At 34.2% G+C, this 26,410-nt stretch carries 25 protein-coding genes; 17 read left to right on the forward strand and 8 right to left on the reverse strand.

Annotation, left to right across the window (positions count from 1 at the left end):
* Positions 1 to 82: 82 nt before the first annotated feature.
* The 3 genes from FOT98_RS08645 to FOT98_RS08655 all read right to left on the reverse strand — a co-directional run bounded on the left by FOT98_RS08645 (position 83) and on the right by FOT98_RS08655 (position 2,208).
* Positions 83 to 760 carry a YdcF family protein gene (locus FOT98_RS08645; protein WP_063262539.1) on the reverse strand — a complete coding sequence of 226 codons (678 nt, stop codon included), beginning with the start codon at positions 758 to 760 and terminating at the stop codon, positions 83 to 85.
* A 93-nt stretch (positions 761 to 853) separates the two neighbouring features.
* Positions 854 to 1,363, reverse strand: coding sequence for a DUF3916 domain-containing protein (locus FOT98_RS08650; RefSeq protein ID WP_063262540.1), 510 nt, complete (start codon positions 1,361 to 1,363; stop codon positions 854 to 856).
* A gap of 2 nt (positions 1,364 to 1,365) precedes the next feature.
* Entirely contained in the window at positions 1,366 to 2,208 is an 843-nt protein-coding gene (locus FOT98_RS08655; protein WP_063262541.1) for a LysR family transcriptional regulator, read from the reverse strand.
* Positions 2,209 to 2,315: 107 nt separating this feature from the next.
* On the opposite strand from FOT98_RS08655, the gene FOT98_RS08660 reads away from it, so the two are divergent.
* Positions 2,316 to 3,536: an MFS transporter gene (locus tag FOT98_RS08660; protein ID WP_063262542.1), complete on the forward strand. Its 1,221-nt coding sequence runs from the start codon at positions 2,316 to 2,318 to the stop codon at positions 3,534 to 3,536.
* Positions 3,537 to 3,635: 99 nt separating this feature from the next.
* Here the strand turns inward: FOT98_RS08660 and FOT98_RS08665 are convergent, their stop codons facing one another.
* Positions 3,636 to 3,866 (reverse strand): hypothetical protein, encoded by a 231-nt coding sequence (locus FOT98_RS08665; RefSeq protein ID WP_063262543.1) that lies wholly within the window; start codon positions 3,864 to 3,866, stop codon positions 3,636 to 3,638.
* Positions 3,867 to 4,132: 266 nt separating this feature from the next.
* Here FOT98_RS08665 and FOT98_RS08670 point away from each other — a divergent pair, with 266 nt between their 5' ends.
* The 6 genes from FOT98_RS08670 to FOT98_RS08695 all read left to right on the forward strand — a co-directional run bounded on the left by FOT98_RS08670 (position 4,133) and on the right by FOT98_RS08695 (position 11,838).
* Positions 4,133 to 5,263: a serine hydrolase domain-containing protein gene (locus tag FOT98_RS08670; RefSeq protein WP_063262544.1), complete on the forward strand. Its 1,131-nt coding sequence runs from the start codon at positions 4,133 to 4,135 to the stop codon at positions 5,261 to 5,263.
* A 226-nt stretch (positions 5,264 to 5,489) separates the two neighbouring features.
* Positions 5,490 to 6,647: an agmatine deiminase family protein gene (locus tag FOT98_RS08675; protein ID WP_063262545.1), complete on the forward strand. Its 1,158-nt coding sequence runs from the start codon at positions 5,490 to 5,492 to the stop codon at positions 6,645 to 6,647.
* A gap of 379 nt (positions 6,648 to 7,026) precedes the next feature.
* Complete coding sequence (locus tag FOT98_RS08680) at positions 7,027 to 8,004, forward strand: agmatine deiminase family protein (RefSeq protein ID WP_063262601.1); 978 nt, start codon at positions 7,027 to 7,029, stop codon at positions 8,002 to 8,004.
* A 38-nt stretch (positions 8,005 to 8,042) separates the two neighbouring features.
* The gene (locus tag FOT98_RS08685; protein WP_063262546.1) at positions 8,043 to 8,864 is read left to right on the forward strand and encodes a MerR family transcriptional regulator; all 822 of its coding nucleotides are present in this window, start codon (positions 8,043 to 8,045) and stop codon (positions 8,862 to 8,864) included.
* Between the two features lie 81 nt (positions 8,865 to 8,945).
* Positions 8,946 to 10,685, forward strand: a complete 1,740-nt coding sequence (locus tag FOT98_RS08690) for an amidohydrolase (RefSeq protein WP_063262547.1) — start codon at positions 8,946 to 8,948, stop codon at positions 10,683 to 10,685.
* A gap of 106 nt (positions 10,686 to 10,791) precedes the next feature.
* Entirely contained in the window at positions 10,792 to 11,838 is a 1,047-nt protein-coding gene (locus FOT98_RS08695; protein ID WP_063262548.1) for an agmatine deiminase family protein, read from the forward strand.
* 48 nt (positions 11,839 to 11,886) lie between these two features.
* Here FOT98_RS08695 and pepF read toward each other — a convergent pair whose 3' ends face one another.
* Both pepF and FOT98_RS08705 read right to left on the reverse strand, forming a co-directional pair.
* Positions 11,887 to 13,674 carry an oligoendopeptidase F gene (gene pepF, locus FOT98_RS08700; RefSeq protein WP_063262602.1) on the reverse strand — a complete coding sequence of 596 codons (1,788 nt, stop codon included), beginning with the start codon at positions 13,672 to 13,674 and terminating at the stop codon, positions 11,887 to 11,889.
* A 118-nt stretch (positions 13,675 to 13,792) separates the two neighbouring features.
* Positions 13,793 to 14,581, reverse strand: coding sequence for an arylamine N-acetyltransferase family protein (locus FOT98_RS08705; protein WP_063262549.1), 789 nt, complete (start codon positions 14,579 to 14,581; stop codon positions 13,793 to 13,795).
* A 537-nt stretch (positions 14,582 to 15,118) separates the two neighbouring features.
* Between FOT98_RS08705 and FOT98_RS08710 the strand changes: the two genes are divergently transcribed.
* The 4 genes from FOT98_RS08710 to FOT98_RS08725 all read left to right on the forward strand — a co-directional run bounded on the left by FOT98_RS08710 (position 15,119) and on the right by FOT98_RS08725 (position 19,475).
* The gene (locus FOT98_RS08710) at positions 15,119 to 17,020 is read left to right on the forward strand and encodes an endonuclease MutS2 (protein WP_063262550.1); all 1,902 of its coding nucleotides are present in this window, start codon (positions 15,119 to 15,121) and stop codon (positions 17,018 to 17,020) included.
* A gap of 6 nt (positions 17,021 to 17,026) precedes the next feature.
* Positions 17,027 to 17,551, forward strand: a complete 525-nt coding sequence (locus FOT98_RS08715) for a GNAT family N-acetyltransferase (RefSeq protein ID WP_063262551.1) — start codon at positions 17,027 to 17,029, stop codon at positions 17,549 to 17,551.
* A gap of 160 nt (positions 17,552 to 17,711) precedes the next feature.
* A complete protein-coding gene (locus tag FOT98_RS08720; RefSeq protein WP_063262552.1) occupies positions 17,712 to 18,422 on the forward strand; it encodes a histidine phosphatase family protein in 711 nt (236 codons plus the stop codon).
* A 270-nt stretch (positions 18,423 to 18,692) separates the two neighbouring features.
* On the forward strand, positions 18,693 to 19,475 hold the full coding sequence (locus FOT98_RS08725; RefSeq protein ID WP_063262553.1) for a putative protein N(5)-glutamine methyltransferase: 783 nt from the start codon (positions 18,693 to 18,695) through the stop codon (positions 19,473 to 19,475).
* A gap of 176 nt (positions 19,476 to 19,651) precedes the next feature.
* On the opposite strand, the gene FOT98_RS08730 is transcribed toward FOT98_RS08725, so the two are convergent.
* Entirely contained in the window at positions 19,652 to 20,617 is a 966-nt protein-coding gene (locus FOT98_RS08730; RefSeq protein WP_063262554.1) for a quinone oxidoreductase family protein, read from the reverse strand.
* A gap of 123 nt (positions 20,618 to 20,740) precedes the next feature.
* Here FOT98_RS08730 and FOT98_RS08735 point away from each other — a divergent pair, with 123 nt between their 5' ends.
* The 4 genes from FOT98_RS08735 (at position 20,741) to FOT98_RS08750 (ending at position 23,964) form a co-directional block, all read left to right on the forward strand.
* Positions 20,741 to 21,634, forward strand: a complete 894-nt coding sequence (locus tag FOT98_RS08735; protein ID WP_063262555.1) for a LysR family transcriptional regulator — start codon at positions 20,741 to 20,743, stop codon at positions 21,632 to 21,634.
* A 302-nt stretch (positions 21,635 to 21,936) separates the two neighbouring features.
* The gene (locus FOT98_RS08740) at positions 21,937 to 22,449 is read left to right on the forward strand and encodes a DUF2690 domain-containing protein (RefSeq protein WP_063262556.1); all 513 of its coding nucleotides are present in this window, start codon (positions 21,937 to 21,939) and stop codon (positions 22,447 to 22,449) included.
* 16 nt (positions 22,450 to 22,465) lie between these two features.
* Entirely contained in the window at positions 22,466 to 22,942 is a 477-nt protein-coding gene (locus FOT98_RS08745; RefSeq protein WP_063262603.1) for a DUF2690 domain-containing protein, read from the forward strand.
* 260 nt (positions 22,943 to 23,202) lie between these two features.
* A complete protein-coding gene (locus FOT98_RS08750) occupies positions 23,203 to 23,964 on the forward strand; it encodes a CPBP family intramembrane glutamic endopeptidase (protein ID WP_063262557.1) in 762 nt (253 codons plus the stop codon).
* 215 nt (positions 23,965 to 24,179) lie between these two features.
* Here FOT98_RS08750 and FOT98_RS08755 read toward each other — a convergent pair whose 3' ends face one another.
* On the reverse strand, positions 24,180 to 24,668 hold the full coding sequence (locus FOT98_RS08755) for a DinB family protein (RefSeq protein ID WP_063262558.1): 489 nt from the start codon (positions 24,666 to 24,668) through the stop codon (positions 24,180 to 24,182).
* 184 nt (positions 24,669 to 24,852) lie between these two features.
* Here FOT98_RS08755 and FOT98_RS08760 point away from each other — a divergent pair, with 184 nt between their 5' ends.
* Together FOT98_RS08760 and FOT98_RS08765 are read left to right on the forward strand one after the other, a co-directional pair.
* The gene (locus tag FOT98_RS08760) at positions 24,853 to 25,329 is read left to right on the forward strand and encodes a DinB family protein (protein WP_144290991.1); all 477 of its coding nucleotides are present in this window, start codon (positions 24,853 to 24,855) and stop codon (positions 25,327 to 25,329) included.
* A 240-nt stretch (positions 25,330 to 25,569) separates the two neighbouring features.
* On the forward strand, positions 25,570 to 26,410 hold an 841-nt coding region (locus FOT98_RS08765), incomplete at its 3' end, for a DUF4003 family protein (RefSeq protein ID WP_144290992.1).

Below are 26,410 nucleotides of genomic sequence, written 5' to 3' on the forward strand. Positions count from 1 at the left end.
AATCAGTGGGGGGTCTTACTGCCCATTAAAGCGGGATAAATAGGAGAAAAGGTATACCGTTGTTTTAGGTATACCTTTTCTATTATGCTAGATTATAGTAGTAGGATACATATTCCTCTAAACCTTGAACTTCTTTTTCAGGTGGTTCAATACCGCCTTTTTTACCGTAGCAAACATTTCTCAAGTATTCTCCAAAAATCATGGAGCGACTCTTTTCATTTTCCATCCAGTTATATCTATTCATTATAAACTCACCATCGAAACTTGTATCAAATGTAAATGGAATACAAGTAACAGTATTAGGTAGATGTTTTTTTAATACTCTATATTGTCGACCAGCTCCTAAGCTTTTACATACAAAGAGTAACCGATTAATTTTTGTGAAATCAAAAATCTTTTTCGCTTCAATTACATTAGCAATAGAATGGAGGGAGCTTGTCTCGAATAGGATAGCGTCTTTTGGTACGCCATGTTCAATTAATTTATTTACAATTACTTCTGCTTCTGATAAATCCCCGTAATTCCAGCTTGGATGTTTCATGCCATGCAAACTAGTACCACCTGTAACGATAATTTGGTTTCCTAAACCTTGTTGATAAGCTTTTAGAGGAGCTTGCCAATTACCAGGATGAGAACCGCCGAAAACGAAAATGGCATCACATTTTTGTGGTGTAATTTCTTTTAGAAAAGTGATTTCTGTAATTTGATCGATTTGTTTTTTCGTAAGAGTAGGGACATCGGGATATTTAGGGATTACCATTTGAAAACCTCCTATATAGTAAAATGACAAATTCATTATATAGCGATTTTGTTAAGTGAAAAAAGGGAAGCTTCTAATTAGAAAGTTCCCCTTTTAAGATAACTCTCCAATAAACCAAATTTCTTTTTCATCGATTGTATCCTCATCATAAATGATCTCTTGGAAGTGCAAGGTTTGGAAGGGGGGGCAAATTGACATTCCCCATGTCTTCCAAAAATCAGACTCATTTGAAAGTGGGATCCATTTTTGAAATTCACTATTTCTATTAAAGAAATTATGAAAGTACCCCTCATTTTTAAATATAATAATCTGCGAATCCCACAAACTTTCTATAGAAATTAAAACAACAACTCGATATGTATGTGTATCGCTCGGTTTTATTTTTATTAAATGCTGTGCTTGATTTAATAAGGTTTGTATACACAATCGTTTTACTTTTCTAGGTGTTTTACACGAATCGATAAAAGCTTGGGAAACTGGTAAAGGCATATACCAATATTCATCGTTATAGAAAGCAGAAGGGAACGTTTTTGTATGTTCTTCAATTCGCTGTATCATCGTGTTTGTTTTACGATTCATCCCACGTATTTTCTTTTCACGCATTGTTAAACCATCTCCATAAATTTTTGTAATGCAGCTGAGTGATATATATCTTTCCTAGTAATAAAAGTAGTAGGAACTTTTTTGAATTTATTTGGTAAAGGATTGAATGATAAGTTATGTTCATGCCCCTTTAAAATTGATTTCATCATAATCGCTACGCCCATATTTGATTTTACACAGGCGAGTATTGCTTCGATTGTTCCGAATTCTAAAACTCGTTTAGGCGAGATGTCTTCTTCTTGAAGCCAGTCTTCTAATAAACTTCTATAATAGCAACCGTGACTAAAAGCGAGTAAATTCATATTTCCTATGTCTTTAATAGAGGATAAAGGTTTTTTACTAATGAGAACTAATTCTTCTTCATGAAATACATTTGTATGAAGTTCAGTATGCTGAGTAGCTCCTGCTATAAATGCTCCGTCTAGTTTTCGTTCTAGCACTAGCCTAATTAATTGTTCGGTCGTATTTGTTTCTAAAATCAATTCGACTTCGGGGTATTTCTCATAATAGGCCGTTAATATAGATGGAAGCCTTACCGCTGTTGTAGATTCTGTACACCCGATTTTCAAAGTGCCTTTAGGATCAGTTCCATTACTTTGAACCGCTTTTATAGATTGATCCATTAAGTGGATAATTTGTTTGGCGTATGTTAATAAAATTTCACCGTTAGAAGTTAAAGTTACCCCTTTTCCATTACGATAAAATAAAGGCACACCTAATTCATTTTCTAGTTGTTTCATACGCATTGTTACGCCTGATTGTACGTAGTTCAAATTTTTCGCTGCGTGAGAAATATTACTTTCCTTTGCAACTTCGTAAAATACAGTTAAATCTTTTATGTCCATGTATCTTCCCTCCGAAAAGGTATCAATTTTTTTGATGGATTATATGATATATCTTTATTTTATATGATATCAGAACTTTCATACAATGGAAGAGGGGAGGGATTATTTTGTTAATCGAAGAAAGGATGAATAGTGCTTATAAGTGGGTTATGTTAATTGTTGCGACGATTGCTCAAACAACCGCGACGCTTATAACTTATGGTGTTGGAGTTTTCGCTTTATTTTGGAAAGGAGAATATGGGCTTACGAATATGGAGAGTGGATTGTTAGTAAGTGTTGTAAATATTGGACCGTTATTTTGTATGCTTTTTGTTGGGCGGTTACTGGATCAATATAATGAAAAATTATTAATTTCTATCAGTTCATTTTTGCTAGGAGGTTCGTTTTTACTAACTAATATAGTAAGTGGATTTAATGGTCTGTTATTTGTACTTTTATTAGTAGGAATGTTTTATAGTGTTTCTCAGCCAGGAGGAAGTAAAGTAATTTTAAAATGGTTCCCAAAAGAAAATCGAGGATTAGCAATGGGAATAAGGCAAGCTGGTATCCCGATTGGTGGCGCATTAGCCGGAGTGCTAATCCCGTTTCTTTTAATGCAATATAATGTGACTTACGCGATAAATAGTATGGCATGCATTTGTATGATTGGAGGAATATTATTTTTTATGTTTTATAAAGAGCCATATGTTCAAGAAGATGCAAGGAAAGAACATATTAAAATTTCTTTTTGGACGGAGCTAAAAGTAGTGATATGTAAAAAAGAATTGTATCCAATATATATAACGGGTATTTGCATGATTTCATTGCAAATGGTGTTAGTTGGACACTTCATGAAATTTATAGTAAGGGAAGAATCCATTACATCTATTGTAGCTGGAACAGTATTTTCAGTGATGTTCTTTTCTGGAATGATTGGCCGTGTTGTATTAGCAGCTAGTAGTGATTTGTTTTATAAGGGGAATCGGCATATGCCTTTATTTATAGCTGTCTGTGCTTCTATCGGTTTGATTCTATTGTTAGTAATGAGCATACATACAGTAACGAGTGGAGTATTGTATGGTGTAAGCGCATTGTTAGGCTTCTTTTCAATTGGTTGGTTTAGTCTTTTTATCGTCGAAGTTGCTGAATTGGCAAGTGAAGAATCTGTTGGAATAACAGTTAGTTTGGCACTTACATTCAATCAAATAGCGATTATTGTTGCACCTGCTTTATTTGGTTATATTGTCGATGAGAAAGGGTATACGTATGCTTGGTTGTGTATAGTGATATTATTAAGTATCTCGGTAGTGAGTTTATATAGTAAAAATAAAAAAATAAAAGAAAGTTAGCAATGTAAATTTTTTATGAAGAAAGTCTAAAGAAATGCCGAATGAGCGACATTTCTTTTTTTATATGTTGTATAATCAAAATATAAATGAGATTCGTTTTCAATGAGGTTCATTGCCCCTTTTGAAATTGCCTGTTACTTTAGCCATAATGAGTTGTCTTTCTGTATCGTTATGTGCAAGATTTATTTTGTTTAAAAATTTTTCAGCAGCATTTCCTTTTAATATCATAATTTGTTTCCTGTAATATTCAATTAAAACTATGTTGTTTTTTGTTACCCTGTAATGAAACATCATATCATCTAAACGATTGCGTTTATCAGTATTTTTCATGTTTATAACTCCTTTTTGATAATGTGTAACAAATGTTACATAAGATATTGAAATTATAGTAGGGTGTATCCGATTGTAAGGTGGAAATTTTGCAAGAAAGAAATACAATAGAGAGTAGTCAAAAACTGAATATGAGAAAAAGGAATCTAGTTTAATAAGGTGAATAATAGATAGATAATAATATAAAGTATCTGAAAATTAATAGATATAGAATAGAATAGAATGGATGCGCGTTAAGTGAAACTAGATAAAAGAGGGTTCCTATTATGTTAAAGAAATGGTTAATTGTTTTCTTTATTTTTGCTATTTTTTGTGGGAGTGTTGTTGCACTAATACATGCAAATAAAGGTAAGAAATATGATATAAAAGCATTTTCTAATGTAAATAGTAAGCAAAAGGGCAATATGCAGGAAGTTGATGCAAATGAGAAAAAGCGTTATGAAGTTGCAGCTGGAAAGCTAGATCAATATTTAAAAGATAAAGGATTTAATGGGAGTGTTCTTGTAGCTAGTAAAGATCATGTGATTTTACGAAAAGGTTATGGGTATGCGAATGTGGAAGATAAAGTAGTAACAACGCCAAGAACGAAATATCGCATTGGTTCTATTACGAAAACAGTCGTTGCAATATCAATTATGCAGCTAAAAGAAAAAGGGAAGTTAAATATTGAAGACAATGTAAATAAGTATATTCCATCGTTTCCGGCAGATAAAAACATTACGTTGCGAAATTTGTTAACACATACATCTGGGTTACCAGATCAGGGACAAGGTAGGGTTGATGCGGCGTCACGACTAAAGTTAGTAACGTGGATTGGGGCGCAAAAATTACAATTCCCTGCAGGGACAGGATGGCGATATACAGATTATAATTATATGGTACTTGCGTATATTGTAGAAAAAATAGCAAATAAACCACTTGCTGAATATGTGAAAGAAAATATTTTTACCCCTGTTGAAATGCATGAATCTGGAATGGGTGCAACTCTCCCAGAAGATATTTTTTTAGCAGAAGGTTATACGAGAAAAGATAATGAGTTAATAGCTGCACCCCGCTTAAAAATGAGCTGGTTGTATGGGTGTGGTGAAATGTATACGACTGTTGAAGATATGAAAAGATTAGATGAGGCTATTATGGATGGAAAACTGCTATCTAAACAAAGTGTATTAGATATGTTTACTGCATCACCTGCAAGAAAATATGGATTTAGTTTCTATACGTATCCAGATTATTATCATAACCACGGCGTATTATCAGGATGGAATACTTTTAATAATTTTAACTGGGATAAAAGAACGTTTGTCATATTATTCTCTAACGTTCAAAATGGTATGAGTGATGCATTTAACCAAGAGTTTAGGAAAATGGCGAATGATTTAATAGAAGGAAAAGAATAATTTTAAAATCGGTATTGATATGTAATTATCAATACCGATTTTTTTATTTCGTAAAGTTCAGCGTGCTAAACAAATAGGTAAGGAAGATAGTTGAATAAATACATATAGGTAGTTAAATGATAGGAATGTAAAGAGTGATTGGGAATTTTTACATTGGAGAAAAAGCTTGAGCTTCACACTATGTGAAGCTTTATATTATTGGAGATAAGAACAGGAGGTTGAAAAAATGAAGAAAATAGTAAAGTTTTGCTTAATAGCTACATTATCCACGGCGATTATTAGTGGTTGTTCTTTTGAAGGTGGTAATGAAAATGCAAAAGGGAAAGAGAATGAAAAAATAGCGGTACAGAAAAAGGTTGGGAAATATACGATGCCAGATGAAAAAGATAAGCATGAAGGTACATGGTTGCAATGGCCTCATGAATACACATATGGTGAAGAGTATAAGAAGGAAGTTGAACCGATTTGGGTTAAGATGGCAAGTGCTTTAACCGAGGGTGAAAAAGTCCATATTGTTGCATACGATGAAGAAGAGAAAGAGCGCATCAATAATCTTTTAATAGATAAAGGACTGAATATGGATAAAATTGATTTCTTTATCGCTCCTACTGATGATGTATGGGCAAGAGATAGTGGGCCGATTTTTGTTTATGACAATAATAAAAATCTCAAAATATTAGATCCGGCATTTAATGGTTGGGGAAAGAAAACTCCTTATAAAAATGATGCTCGTATACGTGAAAATGTTAGTAAACAATTAGGGATTGAAAGGATTGATTGGGGGAAATTTGTCCTGGAAGGCGGCGCAATTGAATTAGACAGTAATGGGACTGCTTTATTAACTCGAAGTGCAGTAACAAATAAAAATAGAAATCCGGATTTATCAGAAAAGGAAATTGAAAAATATATAAGTGACCTTGGAGTAACAAACTTTATTTGGTTAGACGGAGTACCTAATTTAGATATTACTGATTTCCATATCGATGGATTTGCTAAATTTCATGGTAAATCTACCATTGTAACGATGAAAGAAGATGACCTAGCCGAGTGGGGGGTATCAAACAAAGATATGGAAACATTGTTAGATGCAAAAAATGCATCAGGACAGAAATATAAGTATGAATACTTACCTCTTAGTAAAAATAAAGTTACTTTAGAAAACGGAAAAGCTCTTGATTATAAAGGTTCGTATATTAATTATTACATTGGGAACTCAGTGGTATTGGTACCGAATTATAATGATCCGAATGATAAAATCGCAAACGATACGATTCAGAAGTTATACCCAGATCGTAAAGTAGTTGGTATTGATGTGAGAGAGCTTTATAAAAATGGCGGTATGATTCATTGTGTGACACAGCAACAACCAATTCAATTGAAGTAATCAATTGAAATGTAGCAACCTACGGACAAAATAAGTGAATTGTTACTTTTTACCTATTTTGTCATGTTTTATTTTTGTGAAAAGGGAGTAAGGGTATTGAAAGGAATAATCTTAACTAGCTTCATAATGATAGGATTTATGATGCTATTATTCAATTTCATATTTTCATATAAATTTCTATTATTGTATTTTAAAACCCTGTCAAGAGTCAATTTACGGCTTAATGACAGCTTTATATTTTTTATATAAATATATAATATTTCTCCGTGCTATAATCCATTCATGAAATGTGCACGTTTCGAAAATTGTTATGAAAAGAGAAGTAGTTGGCATAGTGAAATTAGTTATTCAACCATTATTAAAAAGCGAGGTAAATAATATGGAACAAAAACAAAATGGAATTATTTTCACTGCAATTCCAGATAAATCAAATGAATATTATCGTCCGTTTTATGAGGATTTGATTTATTTTAATGAATACTTAAATGAAAATAAATCATTTACTGATCAACTTGTTTCTTTATCTGTTGAAGAGCAAGATTTTCATACAAGCTTTTTTGAGTATGATGATATTTGGCTAAGAGATGTTGCACCAGTCGTCACAAATCATTTAGTCAAATTTAAATATCAACCAAATTACTTACCGAAAGATCAATGGCGATATTTAGATCAACAATTTAATAAATGGTTGAAAAAGAACGACTTTGAATATGTGAAATCTCCATTGATATTAGACGGTGGAAATCTTATTTGGAATAAAAAAGATACTGTTATAGTAACGGAACGCATATTTGATGATAATTATGATTGGACGGAAGAAGAAATTATAGAGCAACTGGAATGGGATTTGGATGTGAGCCGCGTTATTATTATTCCTGCTGAAGAAGGGGACGTACTTGCACATGCAGACGGAATGGTTAAATTTATTGATGAACATACGATGTTTATTAGTGATTTTTTAGGGGACCATGAATTTAGATATAATGTTCAAGAGATTATTCAAGAGCAAATGCCAGAAGCTAAATTTATAGTTGTGCCATCGTCATATACAGAGAAAGGGCAATATGATCAAGAAATAGCGTCGGCAAAAGGATTGTATATAAATATGTTAGAAACATGTGATACGATTTACGTTCCGAAGTTTGGATTAGCTAAAGATTGGGAAGTGTTACGATATATTCAACAGCATACGGAGAAACAAGCTATTCAAATTCATGTAGGAGAACTATCGACAATGGGAGGCGCAATTAATTGTTTAACGTGGTATTGTCCTTCGCATTTGTTACCTTCAAAAATGAAAAAATTGAAGAATCAGAATGAAGAATTTTTAGTTAGGAAGATTTTTGATTGGCTTTAAAATAAGCGTATAAGAAAATGTATTCAAGGGGTAAGTATATGTATACAATTACTGAGTTTTCGCGGATTTGTAAAATGAGTACACGGATGCTAAGGCATTATGACAAAGAGGATATATTAAAACCAGCATACGTGAACCCGGAAAATGGGTATAGATATTATGAGCAAGGGCAGTTAGAAATAGCATTGAAAATAAAAAAGTTAAGGGAGTATAAATTCCCTCTACCGAAAATTAAAATCATTCTTCAGTCGTCAGATCAAGATTCATTTATTAAACATATGCAAGCACAAATTATAGAGCTATCTCATGAAGTAAAACAAAATTTACAGGTTATTTCAGAAATGAATGAAATGGTAAATATGAATCATGCTTTAACTACTGCCTGCCATAGAAATTACGATATATTAATTGGGATGAGAAATGAAATAACAGTAATTTCTCAAAGGTTACAAATAAATATAGATGATATGGATGATTATTTTTATGACTTATATGAAATAGTACACAAGAATAACTTCCAAATAGTCGGCTCGCCTTCTACAGTTTTTTATGATGAAGAGTATATTCCAAATGAAAGCGATATTGAATTAAGAATTCCAGTTATGCATGAGAACGATAAAGACGTAGTACAAGAATATGAAATAAAAAAATTAAATCCGCATCAAATCGTTACTACTATGCATTATGGAAGTTATGACTATATAGGTTACGCTTATATCGCGTTAGAAAAATGGATTGAAAGAAATGGTTATGTAATAGAGGATTCACCATATGAGGTTTACGTAAAAGGACCTGAATGTGATTGTTTAGTAGAGGAGTATGTGACACAAATTTGTTTTGTAGTTATGAAAATAGACTGAAGATAAGGATTGACATTAACATTATGTCAATCCTTATTCTATTTATGTAAGTAATTCATCATAATAAAAAAGAGAAAGAATATGAAAAAAACAATCATGATTATTTGCCTAATTCTAAGTATGACATGGATTTCAGCGTGTACTCCTGGAGGAGAAGGTGAGAATGGTAGCTTTGTTCTACCTAAGGAATTGCCCAAAAATGTAGTGTTTAAAAATGGTACAATCTATACTTCAAATGGCAAGCAAGATGTTGTAGAGGCTGTAGCCGTTAAAGAAGGGGAAATTACATTTGTTGGTTCAAACAAAGATGTAGAAAAATTTATAAATGAAGATACGAAAGTGGTGGATTTACAAGGACGATTTATTCTTCCTGGTTTTGTGGACAATCATAATCATATATTTGAGGCGAGATCACCAGCAGCAGGGAATTGTAGTGTCTCACCAGATGCTTCACTGCAAGAACAACGCTCGTATTTAAAGGCTTGTAAAAAAGATGTGAAAGATGGCGAATGGGTAAGTGGAACAGGATTTAGTCTGGAAGAGTTGTTAAAAGATATGGACGAAAAATCAGAACAGCAAACGCCATTACAAGTTCTTGATGAGTTATTTCCTAATAACCCGGTATTAATTATGGAAAGAACTTCTCATTCTGTATGGGTTAACTCAAAAGCATTGGAAGTAGCGGGAATAAATAAAGATACGAAAGATCCGCAAGGCGGAAGAATCATCCGGGATCCAGAAACAGGAGAACCTTTCGGGCTTCTGTATGATACAGCAGGAGATATCGTGATGGAAAAAGCATGGAATTCTCAGCCTAAACTCTTTGAAAAAAATTATGAAGGTTTGTTAGACGGTTTAGATGAAGTAGCGAAGAATGGTATTACTACAGTCGGAGATGGGCGTCTCTATTGGAAACGAGGCTGGTTAGATGTTTGGAATAAAGTTAACGATGAGAAAAAGTTAACGTCACGAGTAGTACTGCGTCCGTGGGTATATCCGAACTTAAATGAAGCAGAACAAATTGAGTATTTCAAAAAGATTAAGCGTGATGATGTATCATCTCGGATGCTTATTAATCAAGTGAAGATGTATAGTGATGGAATTAGCATTAACAGTACAGCTAAAATACTAGAAAAATATAAATTTGAGTGGTTTAAAGGAACGCCGTACGGTTTGAACTATATTCCAGAAGAAAAAATGAAATGGTGGTTGACGGAACTGAATAAACTTGGCTACGGTGCACTCATTCATACGATTGGAGATGGCGGGGTAAGAGAGAGTTTAAATGCAATTGAGGCAGCGAAAAAAGAAGGGGCGAATCAACCTTATACGCTTACGCATGTGGAAATGGTAGAAGATAGTGATATAAATCGTTTTGCTAAGTTAGGTATTAGCGCTGATTTCCAAGTAGGTCATGATTTTGCAGAAGATCCGAAACAAAGCTGGGCAAGTGCGTATTTTTCAAATCAACAGATGGAACGAATTATGCCGTTAGGACGCATTTGGAAGACAGGAGCAAACGTATCACTTAGTAGTGATTGGGATGTAAATGAACTAAATCCACTTGTGACAATTTCGAATGCGCTAAGTATTGAAGAGAAAGGCTTATCTGATATATATGCAGCTATTGATGCTTATACAATTAAGCCCGCCAAAGCTTTAGGCCTTGATAATATTACTGGTTCAATTGAAGTAGGTAAATCAGCCGATATGATATTACTAAATGAAGATATTACTAAAATGAGTGTCGATAAGATTCCAGATGCGAAAGTTTTAGTGACGGTTTTACAAGGAGAAGTAGTGTATCACAAGGAGAAATAAAGAGACACCTTAAAAGTAGTTACAAGTATATGAACATATTTCTGTTGACCTTAACATGATGTCAAAGTTTAGACTAAACTTACATTCGAAGAAGGGGTGAACACGTATGAGAAATATAGAAAATAGTTTGTTTTATATGCCAGCTGAGTGGGAAAAGCATGAGGGGACATGGCTCCAATGGCCTCATGATAAAGCTCATAGAGGTGAAGGTTACAGGGCTAAGCTAGATGATATTTGGGTAACGATGGCAAAGGAGCTTCATTACGGAGAAACTGTTCATATTGTTGTATATGATGAGGAAGAAAAAGTACATGTCCAAACGAAGTTAATGGAAGCGAAAGTGGATATGGATAAAATTGATTTTTTAACTAAAGAAACGGATGATATTTGGATAAGAGATAATGGACCGATTTTTGTAAAAGATAAGGAAGGCGATCTCTGCTTAACACACTGGATTTTTAATGGCTGGGGTGAGAAATATCCGTATGAAAATGATGCTGTTATTCCGGCGGAAATAAGTGAAACGTATAGCATTCCAAAAGTTAATGCTAGTGTCTGTCTAGAGGGCGGGGGAATAGAGATAAACGGAAATGGAACCTTAATGGCGGCAAAAACTTCTATTATAAATGAAAATCGAAATCCTACACTAAGTCAGGAAGAGATTGAAATAGAGTTAACGAAGCATTTAGGGGTAACGAATTTTATATGGATAACGGGCATTCGCGGTGAGGATAATTATGATGAAGATACAGATTACCATATTGATGGGGCAGCACGTTTTGTAAATGAAAATACAATTCTTTATGAATATGATCCTTTCGGAGAAAGTGAATCCTACCTTTTGGAGGCGTACGAAAAGCATTATCAAGAATTGCGACAAGCAAGAAATATAGATGGAAAACCATTTCAACTTATACCAGTACCAGTGACAAGAAAAATGGTAAAAGAAGCAGCCTGTAAGGGCTCATATTTGAACTTTTATATTGGAAATGAAGTTGTATTAGTTCCTATATATGGAGATGAGCATGACAAGTTAGGGCTTCAAATCATTGAAGGACAGTTTCCAGGAAGAAGAATTGTCGGTATTTATGTAAATGAACTGTTTGCCTATGGTGGCATGATTCACTGTGTGACGCAGCAACATTTGGCATAAAGTAACCGAAATGAAAAAAGCATGCAGAGTATATACTCTGCATGCTTTTTATAATGCTGAAAACTCTTCAACAAGTGAGCTGAAACGATTTAGTGCGCTTTCAATCGGTTCTGGCGTAGTTAAATCAACACCAGCTTTTTTCAGTAGATTTAATGGATAGTCAGAACTTCCGCCTTTAAGGAATTCAATATAATGTTTTTGAGCATTTTGATCGCCGCTCAATAACTTATCTGCAATTTGGATTGCAGAAGCGAATCCAGTTGCATATTTGTATACGTAAAATGGACGGTAGAAATGCGGTATTCTAGCCCATCCGTATTTTACTTCTTCGTCAAATACGAGAGAATCGCCATTATACTCTCTAAACAAGTTTTCATAAACTTCGCTAAAGACTTGAGCATTTAATGGTTTACCTTGCTCAGCCATTGTATGTGTGATTTTTTCAAACTCAGCGAACATGATTTGTGTAAAGAAAGTACCTTTAAATTTATCGATGAAATGGTTTACTAAATGATTACGTACAGCAGCATCTTTTGCTTCTTTTAATAAATGATGAATTAATAGCACTTCATTTACTGTAGAAGCGACTTCTGCGACAAAAATAGTATAGTGTGCAGAAATTCTTGGTTGGTATCCGTGTGAGTAATGTGTATGCATGCCGTGTCCACATTCATGAGTAAGAGTGAAAAGGCTATTTAAATCATCGTGATGATTTAAAAGAATGAAAGGATGAACACCGTATACACCAAAGTTATAAGCACCAGAACGTTTTCCTGGTGTTTCTCTTACGTCGATATAGCGTTTATCTTTAAAGCTTTTTAATGTTTCAATATATTCTTCACCTAATGGAGCTAGTGATTCGATCATCATGTCAAATGCTTTATGATATGGAATGTCTTGTTTTACACCAGCTACTAAATCAACGCCCAAGTCGTATTGACGTAGTTCATCTACATTTAATTTTTCTTTTCGAAGTTCATTATAAGTATGTAGTGATTGAATATTTTTTTTCGTCGTCTCAATTAAATTTTCATAAACTTCTTTCGGAACCATGTCGCCAAATAATGACTTTTCTAAAGCTGATGGATATTTTCTTAGCTTTGAAACAGTAACATTATTTTTAATAGCAGCAGATAAAGTAGAAGCGATAGAATTCTTTAATTGAACGTATGGTTTGTAATAAGCTTTATAGGCTTCTTTACGTTTCTCGCGATTTTCATCTTCTATTAACTTTGCATACATTCCGCGTGTTAGAGTAACTTTTTCTCCTTCATCAGTAGTCACTTCACCAAATAGTATATCTGCATTATTTAACATGCCGTATGTATGCTGAGGAGAGGAAAGTGCTTCGCCCATTTGTGATAAAATCTCTTCTTGGTCCTTATTCAATACGTGTTTTTTATAACGGTACAATTCAAATAAGTCTTCTTTATAATATTGTAAACCTTCTGCTTCTTCTATGTAAGAATGTAATGTGTTTTCATCTACGCTAAGTAAGAATGGGGAAAAGAAAGATTTAGCCGCACTTACTTTCACATGTAATTGTGATACTTTATCGACAAGAGATTGAGCGTCAGTATCGCGTGTATCAAGGTCAGATTGTAATCGTGCATAAGCGAACATTAAAGATATTATGCTAGAAATTTCTTCACTCTTTGTTAAATAAGCTAATAAACTATTGCCATCATGAATGTTTCCATTAAACTCGTGTAATTCTTTCGTTAATACTTCAATTTTATGAAAATCGCTTTCCCAATCTTCAATTGTATGATAAATATCCGTTAAATCCCATTTCTCTTTATCATCTACTTGTAGTCGATCTTTAAGTTCAGTCATAATCATTTCCTTTCTAAACATGTAGTTATATTCCTATATAACTATGAAATACAACAAATTGCAAAAAATCCCTGCTGGAAAATGAAAAGCCTTGCTAAAATGGCAAGGCTTAAAAAAATTATAATGTAATTCCGAATTTTGAATGTAAAAGATTTTTATATTGTACATCTGTAACGTTTTCTTTCGTTTTTTTACCGTTTTTCGCTATTGTCAGACTATCCTTTGTTAAAGATGCATGCCCGTCTTCAGTTAGTTTTACAATAAGAGGTACTTTGTTAAATGGTGAGCCCTCATGTTCAACGATAATTTTTTGTGCTGCATTTGCTTTTTCTTCATTCACTTCTTCTATATAAAATGCATAGCCTAACGTCCAATCATCAGCAGAAGATTGATCCAAAAACTCATTGTTTTTACGCATCTCTAAAATATAGTTTCCCTTTTCGGTCATTTCTTTACGAATACGATAATCTCCTGTGACGGAGTGAATGACTTCACCTGAGAAAGGGACAGGTGCAAGAGGTAAGTATGATCCGAATCCTACTTCAATTAAATAAAGTTCATTATGGTGTGTTAAAACAGTTGCGATATGACCAGAATCAACAGCCCATATAGAATTTGCAGCATTGTACACTGTTCCTGAAACGAGATGAACATCAAATCCAGCGTCTTTAAGGAAGTAATACATAGTAGGATTGAGTTCATAACAAAGACCTCCCCGGTTGTTTACTAAAATTTTTTCTTTTAGATTTTCTTTTGATATTTCTGTAAAGTTGTTTTCGATAATATTTAAGTTTTCAAAAGGAACAGTTTGTGCCATTGCGTACATAATGGTAGACAAATCTTCAAATGACACTGTGTCTTCTTCTACATGTAATCGCGCGAAAAATTGTTTTTGAAAGTCCGTCATAGAAATCCCTCCGTTAAACGATTTGTATATATTGTATCTAATATTGAAAGGGAAAACATCCGCAAATGTGCGTGCGACTAAAGCATGACACCTTTACTTCTCACAAAACATATAGTATGATGATTTCAGTAAATTAGATTTCAATGACTATAATATAAATTAATGAGAGGTGCTTTTTTGTGAGTGCGGTAGGTACTAAATAGGAAAAATTTAATGAAATAAATCAGATAAGACCAGGGGATTTTTATGTATATCATACCCCTAATTTTGTCATGGATTTATTTCGATACCTATGAAGATACCTACAATACTTTATAAAGCGTGTAATAGGAGGATTGCCATCCGTTTTTTATGGCTTATTTCCTCATATGTTATTACACATGCCTTGTAAATGTAAAAGCTGCGGTATCCCCGCAGCTTTTTTGTATATTTTCTTAATGTATAAAAATGGTAATTGAATCATGTAGGGCTCATTGGAATCTAATGAGTAGGTATCTTCATTGATGATAGAAATCAATCATAGTGAGGAGAAACAAAATGAATACGATGACTTTTGAAAAGTTACAATATAACGAATTAAAGGAAATAGTGAAATCATATTGTGTCAGTGGATTAGGTAAGGAATTATTAAATAAATTAGAGCCGAGTACGAGTATAAAAGTAGTGAGGAATCGCTTGAATGAAACGACAGAAGCACGAGCTATAGTAGATGCAGAAGGGCATGTTCCTTTCTTCGGTATTTCAAATATCGCAAGTACAATTCAAAAATTAGAAAAAGGGATGATTTTAGACCCTGAAGAGTTAGTAAGTGTTTCAGACTTTTTACGCGGCTGTAGAAAGATTAAAAAGTTTATGTTAGATAAAGAGTTTTTTGCGCCAGTATTAGCTTCATATGCAAATTCAATGACTGAATATAAAAGTATTGAAGAGGAAATCAACTTTTCCATTAAAGGTAATAGTATTGATGCAGCTGCTAGTAAAGAGTTAAAACGAATTCGAAATAACATTGATTCAGTAGATGGAAAAATAAAAGAACGTTTAACGAAGTTTTTAAATAGTAGTGCAAATAAGAAGTATATTCAAGAATTCTTTATTAGTAAGAAGGATGATAGGTATACGATTCCAATTAAATCTTCTTATAAAAACCAAGTAGCGGGAAGTATAGTTGAAGCGTCTGCTAAAGGTTCTACTGTATTTATAGAACCGCATACGGTGACAAAGTTAAATGCGGAACTCGCAAGTTTGAAAGCAGAAGAAGCGATGGAAGAGTATCAAATTTTAGCGACTTTATCAGGGATGGTAGTAGAAAATATTTATCATATAAAAATTAATATGGAATTGATTAGTCAATATGATATGGTATTTGCGAAAGCGAAGTTTAGTAAATCAATCGATGGAATAGAGCCGAAATTAAATGACCATGGCTACATTCATTTAGTAAATTGTAAGCATCCGCTTTTAAGTGGAAAAGTAGTACCGTTACACTTTGAAATCGGTCAAAACTACCGTAGTTTAATTATTACCGGACCTAATGCAGGCGGGAAGACAATTGTATTAAAGACAATTGGGCTATTAACATTAGCGACAATGTCAGGCTTGCATATTGCTGGAGATAAAGAAACGGAAATTGCTATTTTCGACAATGTATTTGTAGATATTGGTGATAATCAAAGTATCGAAAACGCACTAAGTACATTTTCATCTCATATGAAAAATTTATCTGAGATTATGAGGATGTCAAATAATAATACGCTGCTATTATTTGATGAAATAGGAAGCGGGACTGAACCGAATGAAGGAGCAGCACTTGCAATTTCTATTTTGGAGGAGTTTTATCTTGCAGGATGTATTACAGTTGCAAGTACGCATTATGGTGAAATTAAACGATTTTCAGAAATGCATGATGATTTTATGAACGCAGCAATGCAATTTAATAGTGAGACACTAGAACCACTTTATAAATTAGTAATCGGTAAATCAGGTGAAAGTAATGCGCTTTGGATTGCGAATAAAATGAACGTAAGAGAGCGTGTACTGCAAAGAGCGAAAGCGTATATGGAAAATAAAGAATATGCTTTAGAAAAAGTGAATGAAAGTAAAATTAGAAAACCAAAATTTGTGCAGGAAAAAAGAGAAAACCATTACGAGTACAAAATTGGCGATCGTGTAAATTTATTAGATTATGATGATTTTGGTATCATTTATAAGGAAATAGATAATTTCTATAACGTCGTTGTATATTATAACAATGAATTCGTTGAAGTAAACATAAAACGTATTACTTTAGAGGTAGCGGCGAAGGAATTATACCCAGAGGGATACGATTTAAATACACTATTTGTCGATTATAAAGAAAGAAAAATGCAACATGATATAGAGCGCGGATCGAAAAAAGCGCTTCGTAAAATCCAAAAAGAAATAAGAAAGAATAGAGGATAAGTTAGAATGGTAACGATTAGACAAGAGCAACAAAACGATTATAGAAAAACAGAAGAAGTGGTACAACAAGCATTTTTACATGAAGAATTTAGTGATAAAACAGAACATAAACTTGTAAAACGTATTAGAGAATGTGAAGCATTTGTTCCAGAATTATCAATCGTTGCAGTAGAAGAGGAAATCGTTGGTCACATTCTGTTATCCAAAATTACGATAGAACAGGATGGAATTTCTGTAGAATCATTAGCACTTGCACCTGTTTCAGTTGCTAGGGGCCATCAGAAAAAAGGAATTGGCGGAAAACTGATTGGAGCTGCGTTAGAAAAAGCGAAAGAACTTGGATATGGGTCGGTTGTAGTGTTAGGACATCCAGAGTATTATCCGAAATTTGGTTTTAAGAAAGCAAGTGAGTGGAATATAAAAGCACCATTTGAAGTGCCTGAAGAGGTGTTTATGGTGGTGGAATTAAGGGAGAATGCTCTTGAAGGTGTAGAAGGAATTGTTCAGTATTCGAGTGCGTTTGCTGAGTAGGAATATCAGCTAAGGAATGTAATCATAAAAGATGCTATCTTTTTGTAGAGGTATACAGAAAGATAGCTTTTTTTATTAAGAAAATTCACTTACGTATATTTTGCTCAATGAATAATTAAGGTGGTAAAATTGATATAGCAATGTAAAGGGAGAGAAGAGAATGAAGAATCGAGAAACAGATAGCAATGAGAATGTAGTTACGTTATATGTTACAAGACACGGTAAAACAATATTAAATACGAACCATCGCGCGCAAGGTTGGGCAGACTCTCCATTAGTAGAAAAAGGTGTGGAAGTTGCCACTAATTTAGGAACAGGATTAAAAGATGTTCATTTTATGAATGCGTATAGTAGTGATAGTGGCCGAGCGATTGAAACTGCTAATTTAGTATTAAAATATAGTGAGCAATCAAAATTGAAACTAGAGCAAAAGAAAAATTTACGAGAATTAAATTTTGGTATTTTTGAAGGTGAAAAGCTTGAAAATATGTGGGATGTGGTTGGAAAAGCTGCGGGTGTTACATCACCAGAGGAACTCATGAAGTTTTCTATTCAAGAAGTGATTAATCTGATTAGAGCAGCAGATCCAACGAAAGAGGCGGAAGATTGGGAATTATTTTCTACTCGTATAAAAGCAGAGATTGATAAAATTAGTGAAGAAGCTGCTGCAAATGGAGGCGGCAACGTTTTAGTTGTTGTTCATGGGCTTTTGATTACTGCATTAATTGAAATGCTAGACAGTAGTAAAACAAAACTTGGAGTAGAGAATGCAAGTGTAACGAAAATTTTATATAAAGACGGGGAATATATCGTCGAGTCTGTTGGAGATATGAGTTATGTTGCAAAAGGAAAAGAAAGTGTGGAAATATAAAAAAATCATATAGAAATAAGAAAAGGAAGGTAGAGAAATCTAGCTTCCTTTTCTTATTTCTATTTATAAAATTAGGTTGGGATATTTTGGTGAAAATATCCATTGTGTAGAGTGTTTCTTTGTTCAACAATTGGATCATTTAATTGAATAAGGGTGTAACTTTTTGAATAGGGTTGCTTTGTTGAAAAGGATATCTCCAATTTTTAACGAATACAGGGTTATAAATAAGAAAAAGTGGTGAGATAAATAGGAAGAGAATTTAATTTCTTTTTGGAAAATAAAACGGAAAAATGTATCATTAACAGGCTTCAGAGCGCGGGGTGTGTTTTCGCAGAAGATGAGACCCGGTTACTTATGTCAGAGGCACAAACACCAGAGGACCTAAAGAAAATAGTGGAAATGCGGGCCCATGGTTTACCACTTGAATATGTTGTTGGATACGCAGAATTCTGTGGGTTGCGGATAGAAGTGGACCGAGGGGTTTTCGTACCTCGTCAACGTACAGAGTTTCTTGTTCACCAGGCAAAAGCTCTGTCGTGTTTTGGTGATATCGTCGTGGATCTATGTTGCGGGTCAGGGGCTGTGGGTGTAGCTCTGGTGAAAGCTTTAGGACGAGTGGAATTGTATTCTGTTGATATCGACCCTATTGCAGTACGATGTGCAAGCCGCAACGTAACAAATTTCGGTGGACATGTTTTTGAAGGTGACTTGTATAATGCTTTGCCTCATTCACTTAAAGGTCGTGTGAATACCTTAGTTGCAAACGTACCATATGTTCCTACCAAGGCAATAAAGCTGCTCCCACAGGAAGCTCGCCTACATGAACCAAAGATAGCGCTTGATGGGGGAGAGGATGGACTTCACATTCAGCGAAGAGTAGCAAAAGAAGCATTTCTCTGGCTAGCACCGGGAGGTCATCTTTTAATAGAGACGAGTGAAATGCAGGCAACTCAGACCTTTGCAATTTTTGCTGATGCTGGGCTTACTCCGAAATTGGTTAGAGATGAGGAACTAGACGCTACTGTCGTTATAGGAGTGAATTCTCGTTTTTAGCATAAATTAGTACGTAGTTTTATTTACAAATGAGCACAAAATTTATTCCAAATTTACACGGACCCGTTATTTGAAGAAGAAAGGACATAACATATGTTATGTCCTTTCATTTATTAACTGTTTTCAATTCAGGTCTTGATAAAATCGAATTTAACTTCCTTTTTAAGTGGTAACGATTAAGGGATTAATAAAATCTTCCCTGTACTTTTTCTGCTCTCTAATAATTCATGGGCACGGGCACCGTCTTCTAAAGAGAATGTAGTAGGATTTGCAATTTTTACTTTCTCGGCCATAATCCATTCGAATAATTGAGAGGAGCGTTCTTTTCTCTCTTCATAAGATGTAAGCACGTTCCAAAGGTCTCCGCCAGTTAAAGTTTTCGAAGTATCCATAAGCATACGCGGATCAACGGGCGCAGGATTACCGCCGGCCATTCCGTAAAATACGACAGTACCACCAGTTTTAGTTGTGCTAAAACTTTCCTCTAATGTAGAACCTACTGATTCATATACAACATTTACTCCATCACCGTTTGTTATTTCAAGTACTTTCGCAGGCCATGATTCCGTATATAAAAATACATGATCAGCACCAGCTAATGTAGCTATTTGTGCTTTTTCTTTTGATGATGTGAGGCCGATTACTTTTCCGCCTAGTAGTTTAATTATTTGAATAAGAAGTTGCCCAACACCACCAGCGGCAGCATGTACTAAAGCTATATCACCTTGTTTTATTTGATAGCTATCGTTCGTTAAATAATGTGCTGTTAGACCTTGCAATAAGACAGAAGCGGCTGTTTCAAACGAGATAGCATCTGGAAGTTTAATTGCCTTCTCAGATGGAACAACAACTAGCTCTGCATTTGCAAATGGAACGTCAGCAAATGCAATGCGATCTCCGGGGCTGATCGTAGTAACGTCAGCTCCTACTTTTTCAACTATACCAGCTCCTTCATAGCCTAATACATACGGCGGATTGCCAGCGAGATGGTAATCACCGCGGCGTCTATAAATATCAGCGAAATTTAAACCGATTGCTATCGTACGGATAAGAATTTCATTTGGATTTATGATTGGATCATGTATTTCTTTATATTGTAGTACATCTGGACTTCCAAATTGTTCGAAACAAAGTGCCTTCATATGGAATACCTCCATTTTTATTGTTTGTCGATGCTCTTTATCATACAATACAAATATCAATAGACAAAGAGGATTATTTCGATGAAATCAATCGGAAATATCGATTGAAAAGAGGGATGATAAATGGAGATAAAACAATTAATTACATTTAAAGTAGCGGCAGATACTTTAAATTTTACGCAAACTGCGAAGAAATTAAACTTTGCTCAATCAAGCGTAACGGCGCAAATTAAAACGTTAGAAGCTGAGTTAGGTACGCCGTTATTTGAAAGATTAGGAAAACGTCTTTTTTTAACTGAAGCAGGCAAAAAGTTTCAACTATATGCCGACAAGATGATTGCACTCAGTAACGAAGCGAAAATGGCTGTGAAAGATGATGAGGAAATAGCAGGTACGTTAATAATCGGTGCGCAAGAGAGTCAATGTACATATAGGCTGCCATCTATATTAAAGAGGTTTAAAGCGCAATTTCCTCAAATAAAGCTTATATTTAAACCAGCACATTCCAATAAAGATGCGAAGGAACAATTGATGGAGGGAAAAGTCGATCTTGCCTTTATTTTGGACGAATGTAAAACAGAAGATGCTTTACATGTGGAGCCGCTTATGAAAGAAGAATTAAGGGTAGTAGCTGCTTCAGGGCATCATTTACTCGAGCAAACTTCCGTTTCTATAAAAGATTTAGAAAGGGAAACACTTTTGTTAACAGAACTCGGTTGCTCGTATCGAACTTTATTTGAAGAGCTATTTCGTACAGAAGATGTCTATCCAGCAAATAAAATTGAGTTCGTTAGTGTCGAGGCGATTAAACAATGTGTTATTGCAGATTTAGGAATAGCCGTTTTACCAGCGATAGTAGTAGAAAAAGATATACGAGAGGGGACGATAAAAGAGTTACATGTAGAAAATGCAATTTCACCGATTTATACACAAATTGCTTGGCATAAAGATAAATGGATGACAGCGCCACTGCAGCAATTTATTGATGTGACGAGGGAGTTTTTTACGACGGATTAAGTGGAGAAATATTTATTTTATATAATAGTAAAAATGGCAATTTTGTATAAAGAACCGATGCTTGCATGAAACGAGTATCGGTTCTTTTATGTTTTAAATAAAGAATGCTATAACATGTGTATTTCTCAACTTTTTTTCTTAGACGGATACGTAAATTTCTTCGTATATTCCAATAATCATAAGGAAATTTACAACGTTTAGTCGTTTCTGTAAGATGCCTCTAGGAAGCATGAAAGGAGGGGCGTACATAGGGGATAGATTGTCTTTATTATACGTATTTATTTTGAGGGGAGAGATTTACAATGTTTAAAAAGTTAATGAAAGCATGTGTGTTAAGTGTAGCCAGTGTAGGGGGATTATTTAGTTTCCAAGGAAGTACATTTGCAGCTACTGATTTAAGTAGTTACTATGACGGGAAAAATCCAGCAACAACGAAAATATACGGAGGTAGTACAACGTGTGATGCAGATGGATTTAATGCAAAGTCTACAGCAGTGTACGAAGGTAGTAAAAAAGTAGGGACAGTGTATTTACGTTACAGTAATAAATGTCATGCAGCTTGGTCTAAGTTTGTTTTAGATCAACCAGCACCAGCTGTTTCTGGAGGAGTGTATGCGTACGCTGTTGTGAATAAATACAAAAATGGTGTATTCCAAAAATCAGTCACTTCTAATCAGGGAAACGGCACAATAAAAACAGGCCAAACGAGTACTTATACAGGAATGGTATTTGATTTAACTGCTGATTTCGGATACACAGCAGATGCTGAAGCGGTTACGTTTAATAATGGTTATGGAAAAACAGGACGCTATTAAAAAGGAGTGGAATCCTTTGAAACTTTTAAAAAAGCTAAGTTCATATTTTTGTCTATCATTGCTAGTTTTAACTAGTGTGTTTAGTACGACGAATAATGATAAAGCATATGCAGAAGATCATTCATATGATGGGAAAAGTCCTTACTATAATAGCTGTGATCAATCCGCTGTAACGAAAGAAAAGAAATGGATTGATTCAAATTCTTATGTAGAATTAAAGTTTAGTACGACGTGTAAGACTGCTTGGGCAAAAGTTACTGTAACTCGTCCAGCAGTTTATAATAATGAAGCTGATGCAAGAATCGTAAGAAAAACAGATGGAAAAGCATATACTTGCGGGAGTGCTGGAGGTAATGGTGTTGTGAATAAAGGGCAAACATCATGTTATACGCCAATGGTATATGATTTAGATCCAAGAAAGGCACAGGCGCAAGGGAAACATGCTATTCCGAATAGTGATGCATATAATTATGCTGAGACTATTTGGTATTGATCATATTATAAAAAATTAAGATAGCATATTTAAAGAGCATGTTTTGAGTGGTTTTCAAAGCATGCTCTTTGTTTGTTTATCCGGTATAAACGAATAGTAAGACTCTAACTTCGAACCTCAACTGAAGTAAAGCAGGTAGTGGGGTTGTTTGTAAAGAGCTAATTAAGTATGGATGTTTCTTTGGTTATTGGGATTATTTAACATAAGTGGTTTTCATATCTCCTAATTTATGCTCTAATTAAACCAAAGGAGGGGAGTAGATGAGTAATGAGATTAAACGATATGTAATGTGCACTTTAATATTTACATGGATACTATGGGGGCTACTAATTAACTTAATAAAATTTAACATTACGACATTTGGTACACCGCTAGCGATGATAGTATTTGTTTTTGGGGGAATCATGCCGGCAATCGTTGCAATTAGCTTAAAGAAAAAATATGGATCAAAAGAAGAGTTCAGAGTGTTTATAAAAAATGTTGTTAATCCTAAGTATCATTTTTTATGGTATATTCTAATCGTTGTTTTGGCTTTTATTAGTTGTTATCTGCCAATAATATTTGGTGGAGCAACGATGCAAAAACCATTATACGTGGCATTGCTTAGTTTTCCAATAATGATCGTTGGTGGTGGTCTTGAAGAAATCGGATGGAGAGGATTCTTACAGCCTGCCCTTCAGAAAAGGTTTTCGGCATTTTTTAGTACGATTATTGTGAGCTTTATATGGGCTATTTGGCACTGGCCGTTATGGTTTATTCCGGGCACGAATCAAACTCAAAGGGATTTTATAGCTTTTATAATTACGACAATTGCCATATCGTTCTTATTAACTACAATTTATAACGCAACTAAAAGTATTTTTATGTGTCTAATTTTCCATGCGCTTCTTAATTCTTTTTGGAGTGTGTACGTGCCAAATGATAAAGTGCTACCAGCATTTTCAACTTTTATTTTCGGAATTTTCGTATTTATTCTGTATGAAGTAATAATGAAAAGAAAGAATCCCTTATTGATTAGGTAACTGAAATAATAAAAGGAAACATATTAATATATTTTATTATGGATATGAAACTAATTAATAAGAACACGACACAAACATAATTAAAAAATAATACAGGTTTGTGCCGCAAAAAAATTGTAAAACTATAAACAACGTCAAAAAGAATGAAGAGCCTTTCCGTATACATAAACAACGTTAACGACGCTTCTAGTAGTTCATTTGTTAGAACAATCGAATTAACTAAGGTCCGTATCAGGAGGAGTATATCCAAGGTGACGAGCCATCGATACAATTTGTCCTTTATGATGAAACTCATGTGTCTCTGTATGAGTTAAAAGCCATAGCGGTGTTGTGCTCCAAGGTTCTTTTTGCCATTTCACTTCATTTGCTATATTTTCGAGCCAACGGTCATTGTATTCATCTAAAAAACGTTGTACAGTCTCATCTACTAACTTAAATCTAGCGCGGACTTTCTCCACATCTGCACGCTCAATTTCATCATCACTAGCAAATGAAAAATCTGCTCGCTTTTGCTTAAATGCGAATGATCCAAGCCAGTATCGATAGCAATCGGCTACATGCATATGAGTCTTTATAATGCTACCGCTCCCGAAGTTCGGAACAGTGCTATGTAATTTTTCTATCGGAATTTCTTCCAAAAACGAAAATAGAGTTTCTCTTGTAGAGCTAATAAGATGATATTGTTGTTTTAAAACATGTAACATGAAATTAACACTCCTCTTTTATTTACTAAACTATTTGTGTAGTAAATAATTCTATATGTACGAGAGGTGAACCTTTTTATTATTTGTACTAGGCATATTAGATGTATTTCTTCATTGTTTCTGATAGATTAAACAAGGTGAAACTTTAATGAATTGAACATTTTTAGTTCATAATAAATGGTACATGAAGAAGGAGAACGATCAAATGAATAGATTAGTTGGTTTAAAACAATTTGAAATAACGCGCGGGGAATTGCTTAAATTTATGGATGCGCTAGACGATAAAACTGTAGATACACAGCCAAAGGGTTTTAACAATACAATTCGCTGGCATATCGGTCATGTGTTAACGGCAGCAGAAGTTTTCATGTTTGGAAAAGAATTTAAACAATTACCGACTGAATATCCAGGTATGTTTGGGTATGGATCAAAACCATCTAAATGGAAAACAGAGGGGCCGTCATTGGAAGTGTTAGCGGCTCAATTAAAAGAACAAGCGAAACGTATTAACGAAATTCCAGCAGAAGCATTTGAAAATAAACTGCCAGAGCCATTCCTAGGATTGGAAACGGTAGGGGAGCTTTACGGTATGATGCTTTATCATGAAGCGGATCATATTGGGCAAATGAAGGCGATGGAGCGTATTATTAAAGCTCTTTAGTTCTAATTGTATTTAAAAAACGAAAGTACAGATGTTTTGCCAAAATTGAGGTGTAAATAGTTATAACCTTATTTTTTACAATACAGGTGTATATATAGTCAAAAAGGATAGATAATTTATTATCTATCCTTTTTGACGTTGGGTTTCTTGAAGGATTATGAGTAGGAATAGTTATTACTTTTTGTTTTACGTAATAGAAAAATATTGAAGAAAATACAGAAATAAGGTTGCGAAATCTATATGGAATATAAGTATAATAGTAGAGAAGAACTAGAAATAGGGGTGAATATTATGATTACATTAGAACAAAAGTTGGAGCAATACACACATACATATGGACAATTAAAGGGAGAACTAAAATGGAAAACGAGTGATTCTCGAACAGGAATGATGATTGCAGCTATGTATGCAAGTAGTGATAAATTGTTTGATCTCGGACGTTTTTTTGAGATTAGTAGTTATATTAAGAATCAAGTAGGGATGTTTTCATACTTAAAGTCTTATCATCGCTTTGTGGTGGCCGCAACTTTACATATTCACTTTACAGATTATAAGAAAGCTTTTCGGAAATTTTTAGATTTATATGAACAATTGGTTGCTGGTGGTTTTAGCCGAAGTATATTTACTTATCTCGCAGCAGCTGTGCTTTTAACAGAAGAAAATGAACAGCATGGCACGCACGTTCAGCGTTCGATGCAAGTATATAAACGTATGAAAGAGGATCACCTTTTTCTTACAAGTACAAATGATTATCCACTTGCAGTTTTACTAGCAGGACAATCAGAGAATGTAGAAACACTTATGGACCGTGTAGAACGTCTTTATCAGAAACTAGCGAAAGCTGGTTTGCGTAAAGGGAATGATCTTCAATTTTTAAGTCATATCCTTTCGCTAAAGAAGGATGTCCGTGAAGAAATGTTAGTTGCAACATGTACAAACATATGGAATTCGTTAAAACAAGAAAAGGTGAAAGTAAAGCAGATGCATTATCCAGCAATCGGGCTACTAGCATTACTTGAAGATGGAGAAAAAGAGATTCATGCTATTAAAGCGTTGATTGAAAAAATGCAGGGAGAGAAAT

Source organism: Bacillus sp. HY001 (genome assembly GCF_007558965.1).
In the GTDB taxonomy this organism is placed as follows: Bacteria; Bacillota; Bacilli; order Bacillales; family Bacillaceae_G; genus Bacillus_A; species Bacillus_A mobilis.

What these genes read in the sequence shown, in the direction of transcription:
- FOT98_RS08665 (WP_063262543.1), bottom strand. Translation starts at nt 3,866, where the DNA reads ATGAAAAATACTGATAAACGCAATCGTTTAGATGATATGATGTTTCAT.
- FOT98_RS08750 (WP_063262557.1), top strand. Translation starts at nt 23,203, where the DNA reads ATGAGTAATGAGATTAAACGATATGTAATGTGCACTTTAATATTTACA.
- FOT98_RS08685 (WP_063262546.1), top strand. Translation starts at nt 8,043, where the DNA reads ATGTATACAATTACTGAGTTTTCGCGGATTTGTAAAATGAGTACACGG.
- FOT98_RS08645 (WP_063262539.1), bottom strand. Translation starts at nt 760, where the DNA reads ATGGTAATCCCTAAATATCCCGATGTCCCTACTCTTACGAAAAAACAA.
- FOT98_RS08705 (WP_063262549.1), bottom strand. Translation starts at nt 14,581, where the DNA reads ATGACGGACTTTCAAAAACAATTTTTCGCGCGATTACATGTAGAAGAA.
- FOT98_RS08680 (WP_063262601.1), top strand. Translation starts at nt 7,027, where the DNA reads ATGGAACAAAAACAAAATGGAATTATTTTCACTGCAATTCCAGATAAA.
- FOT98_RS08670 (WP_063262544.1), top strand. Translation starts at nt 4,133, where the DNA reads ATGTTAAAGAAATGGTTAATTGTTTTCTTTATTTTTGCTATTTTTTGT.
- FOT98_RS08715 (WP_063262551.1), top strand. Translation starts at nt 17,027, where the DNA reads ATGGTAACGATTAGACAAGAGCAACAAAACGATTATAGAAAAACAGAA.
- FOT98_RS08755 (WP_063262558.1), bottom strand. Translation starts at nt 24,668, where the DNA reads ATGTTACATGTTTTAAAACAACAATATCATCTTATTAGCTCTACAAGA.
- FOT98_RS08710 (WP_063262550.1), top strand. Translation starts at nt 15,119, where the DNA reads ATGAATACGATGACTTTTGAAAAGTTACAATATAACGAATTAAAGGAA.
- FOT98_RS08760 (WP_144290991.1), top strand. Translation starts at nt 24,853, where the DNA reads ATGAAGAAGGAGAACGATCAAATGAATAGATTAGTTGGTTTAAAACAA.
- FOT98_RS08730 (WP_063262554.1), bottom strand. Translation starts at nt 20,617, where the DNA reads ATGAAGGCACTTTGTTTCGAACAATTTGGAAGTCCAGATGTACTACAA.
- FOT98_RS08675 (WP_063262545.1), top strand. Translation starts at nt 5,490, where the DNA reads ATGAAGAAAATAGTAAAGTTTTGCTTAATAGCTACATTATCCACGGCG.
- FOT98_RS08735 (WP_063262555.1), top strand. Translation starts at nt 20,741, where the DNA reads ATGGAGATAAAACAATTAATTACATTTAAAGTAGCGGCAGATACTTTA.
- FOT98_RS08655 (WP_063262541.1), bottom strand. Translation starts at nt 2,208, where the DNA reads ATGGACATAAAAGATTTAACTGTATTTTACGAAGTTGCAAAGGAAAGT.
- pepF (WP_063262602.1), bottom strand. Translation starts at nt 13,674, where the DNA reads ATGACTGAACTTAAAGATCGACTACAAGTAGATGATAAAGAGAAATGG.
- FOT98_RS08690 (WP_063262547.1), top strand. Translation starts at nt 8,946, where the DNA reads ATGAAAAAAACAATCATGATTATTTGCCTAATTCTAAGTATGACATGG.
- FOT98_RS08740 (WP_063262556.1), top strand. Translation starts at nt 21,937, where the DNA reads ATGTTTAAAAAGTTAATGAAAGCATGTGTGTTAAGTGTAGCCAGTGTA.
- FOT98_RS08695 (WP_063262548.1), top strand. Translation starts at nt 10,792, where the DNA reads ATGAGAAATATAGAAAATAGTTTGTTTTATATGCCAGCTGAGTGGGAA.
- FOT98_RS08720 (WP_063262552.1), top strand. Translation starts at nt 17,712, where the DNA reads ATGAAGAATCGAGAAACAGATAGCAATGAGAATGTAGTTACGTTATAT.
- FOT98_RS08650 (WP_063262540.1), bottom strand. Translation starts at nt 1,363, where the DNA reads ATGCGTGAAAAGAAAATACGTGGGATGAATCGTAAAACAAACACGATG.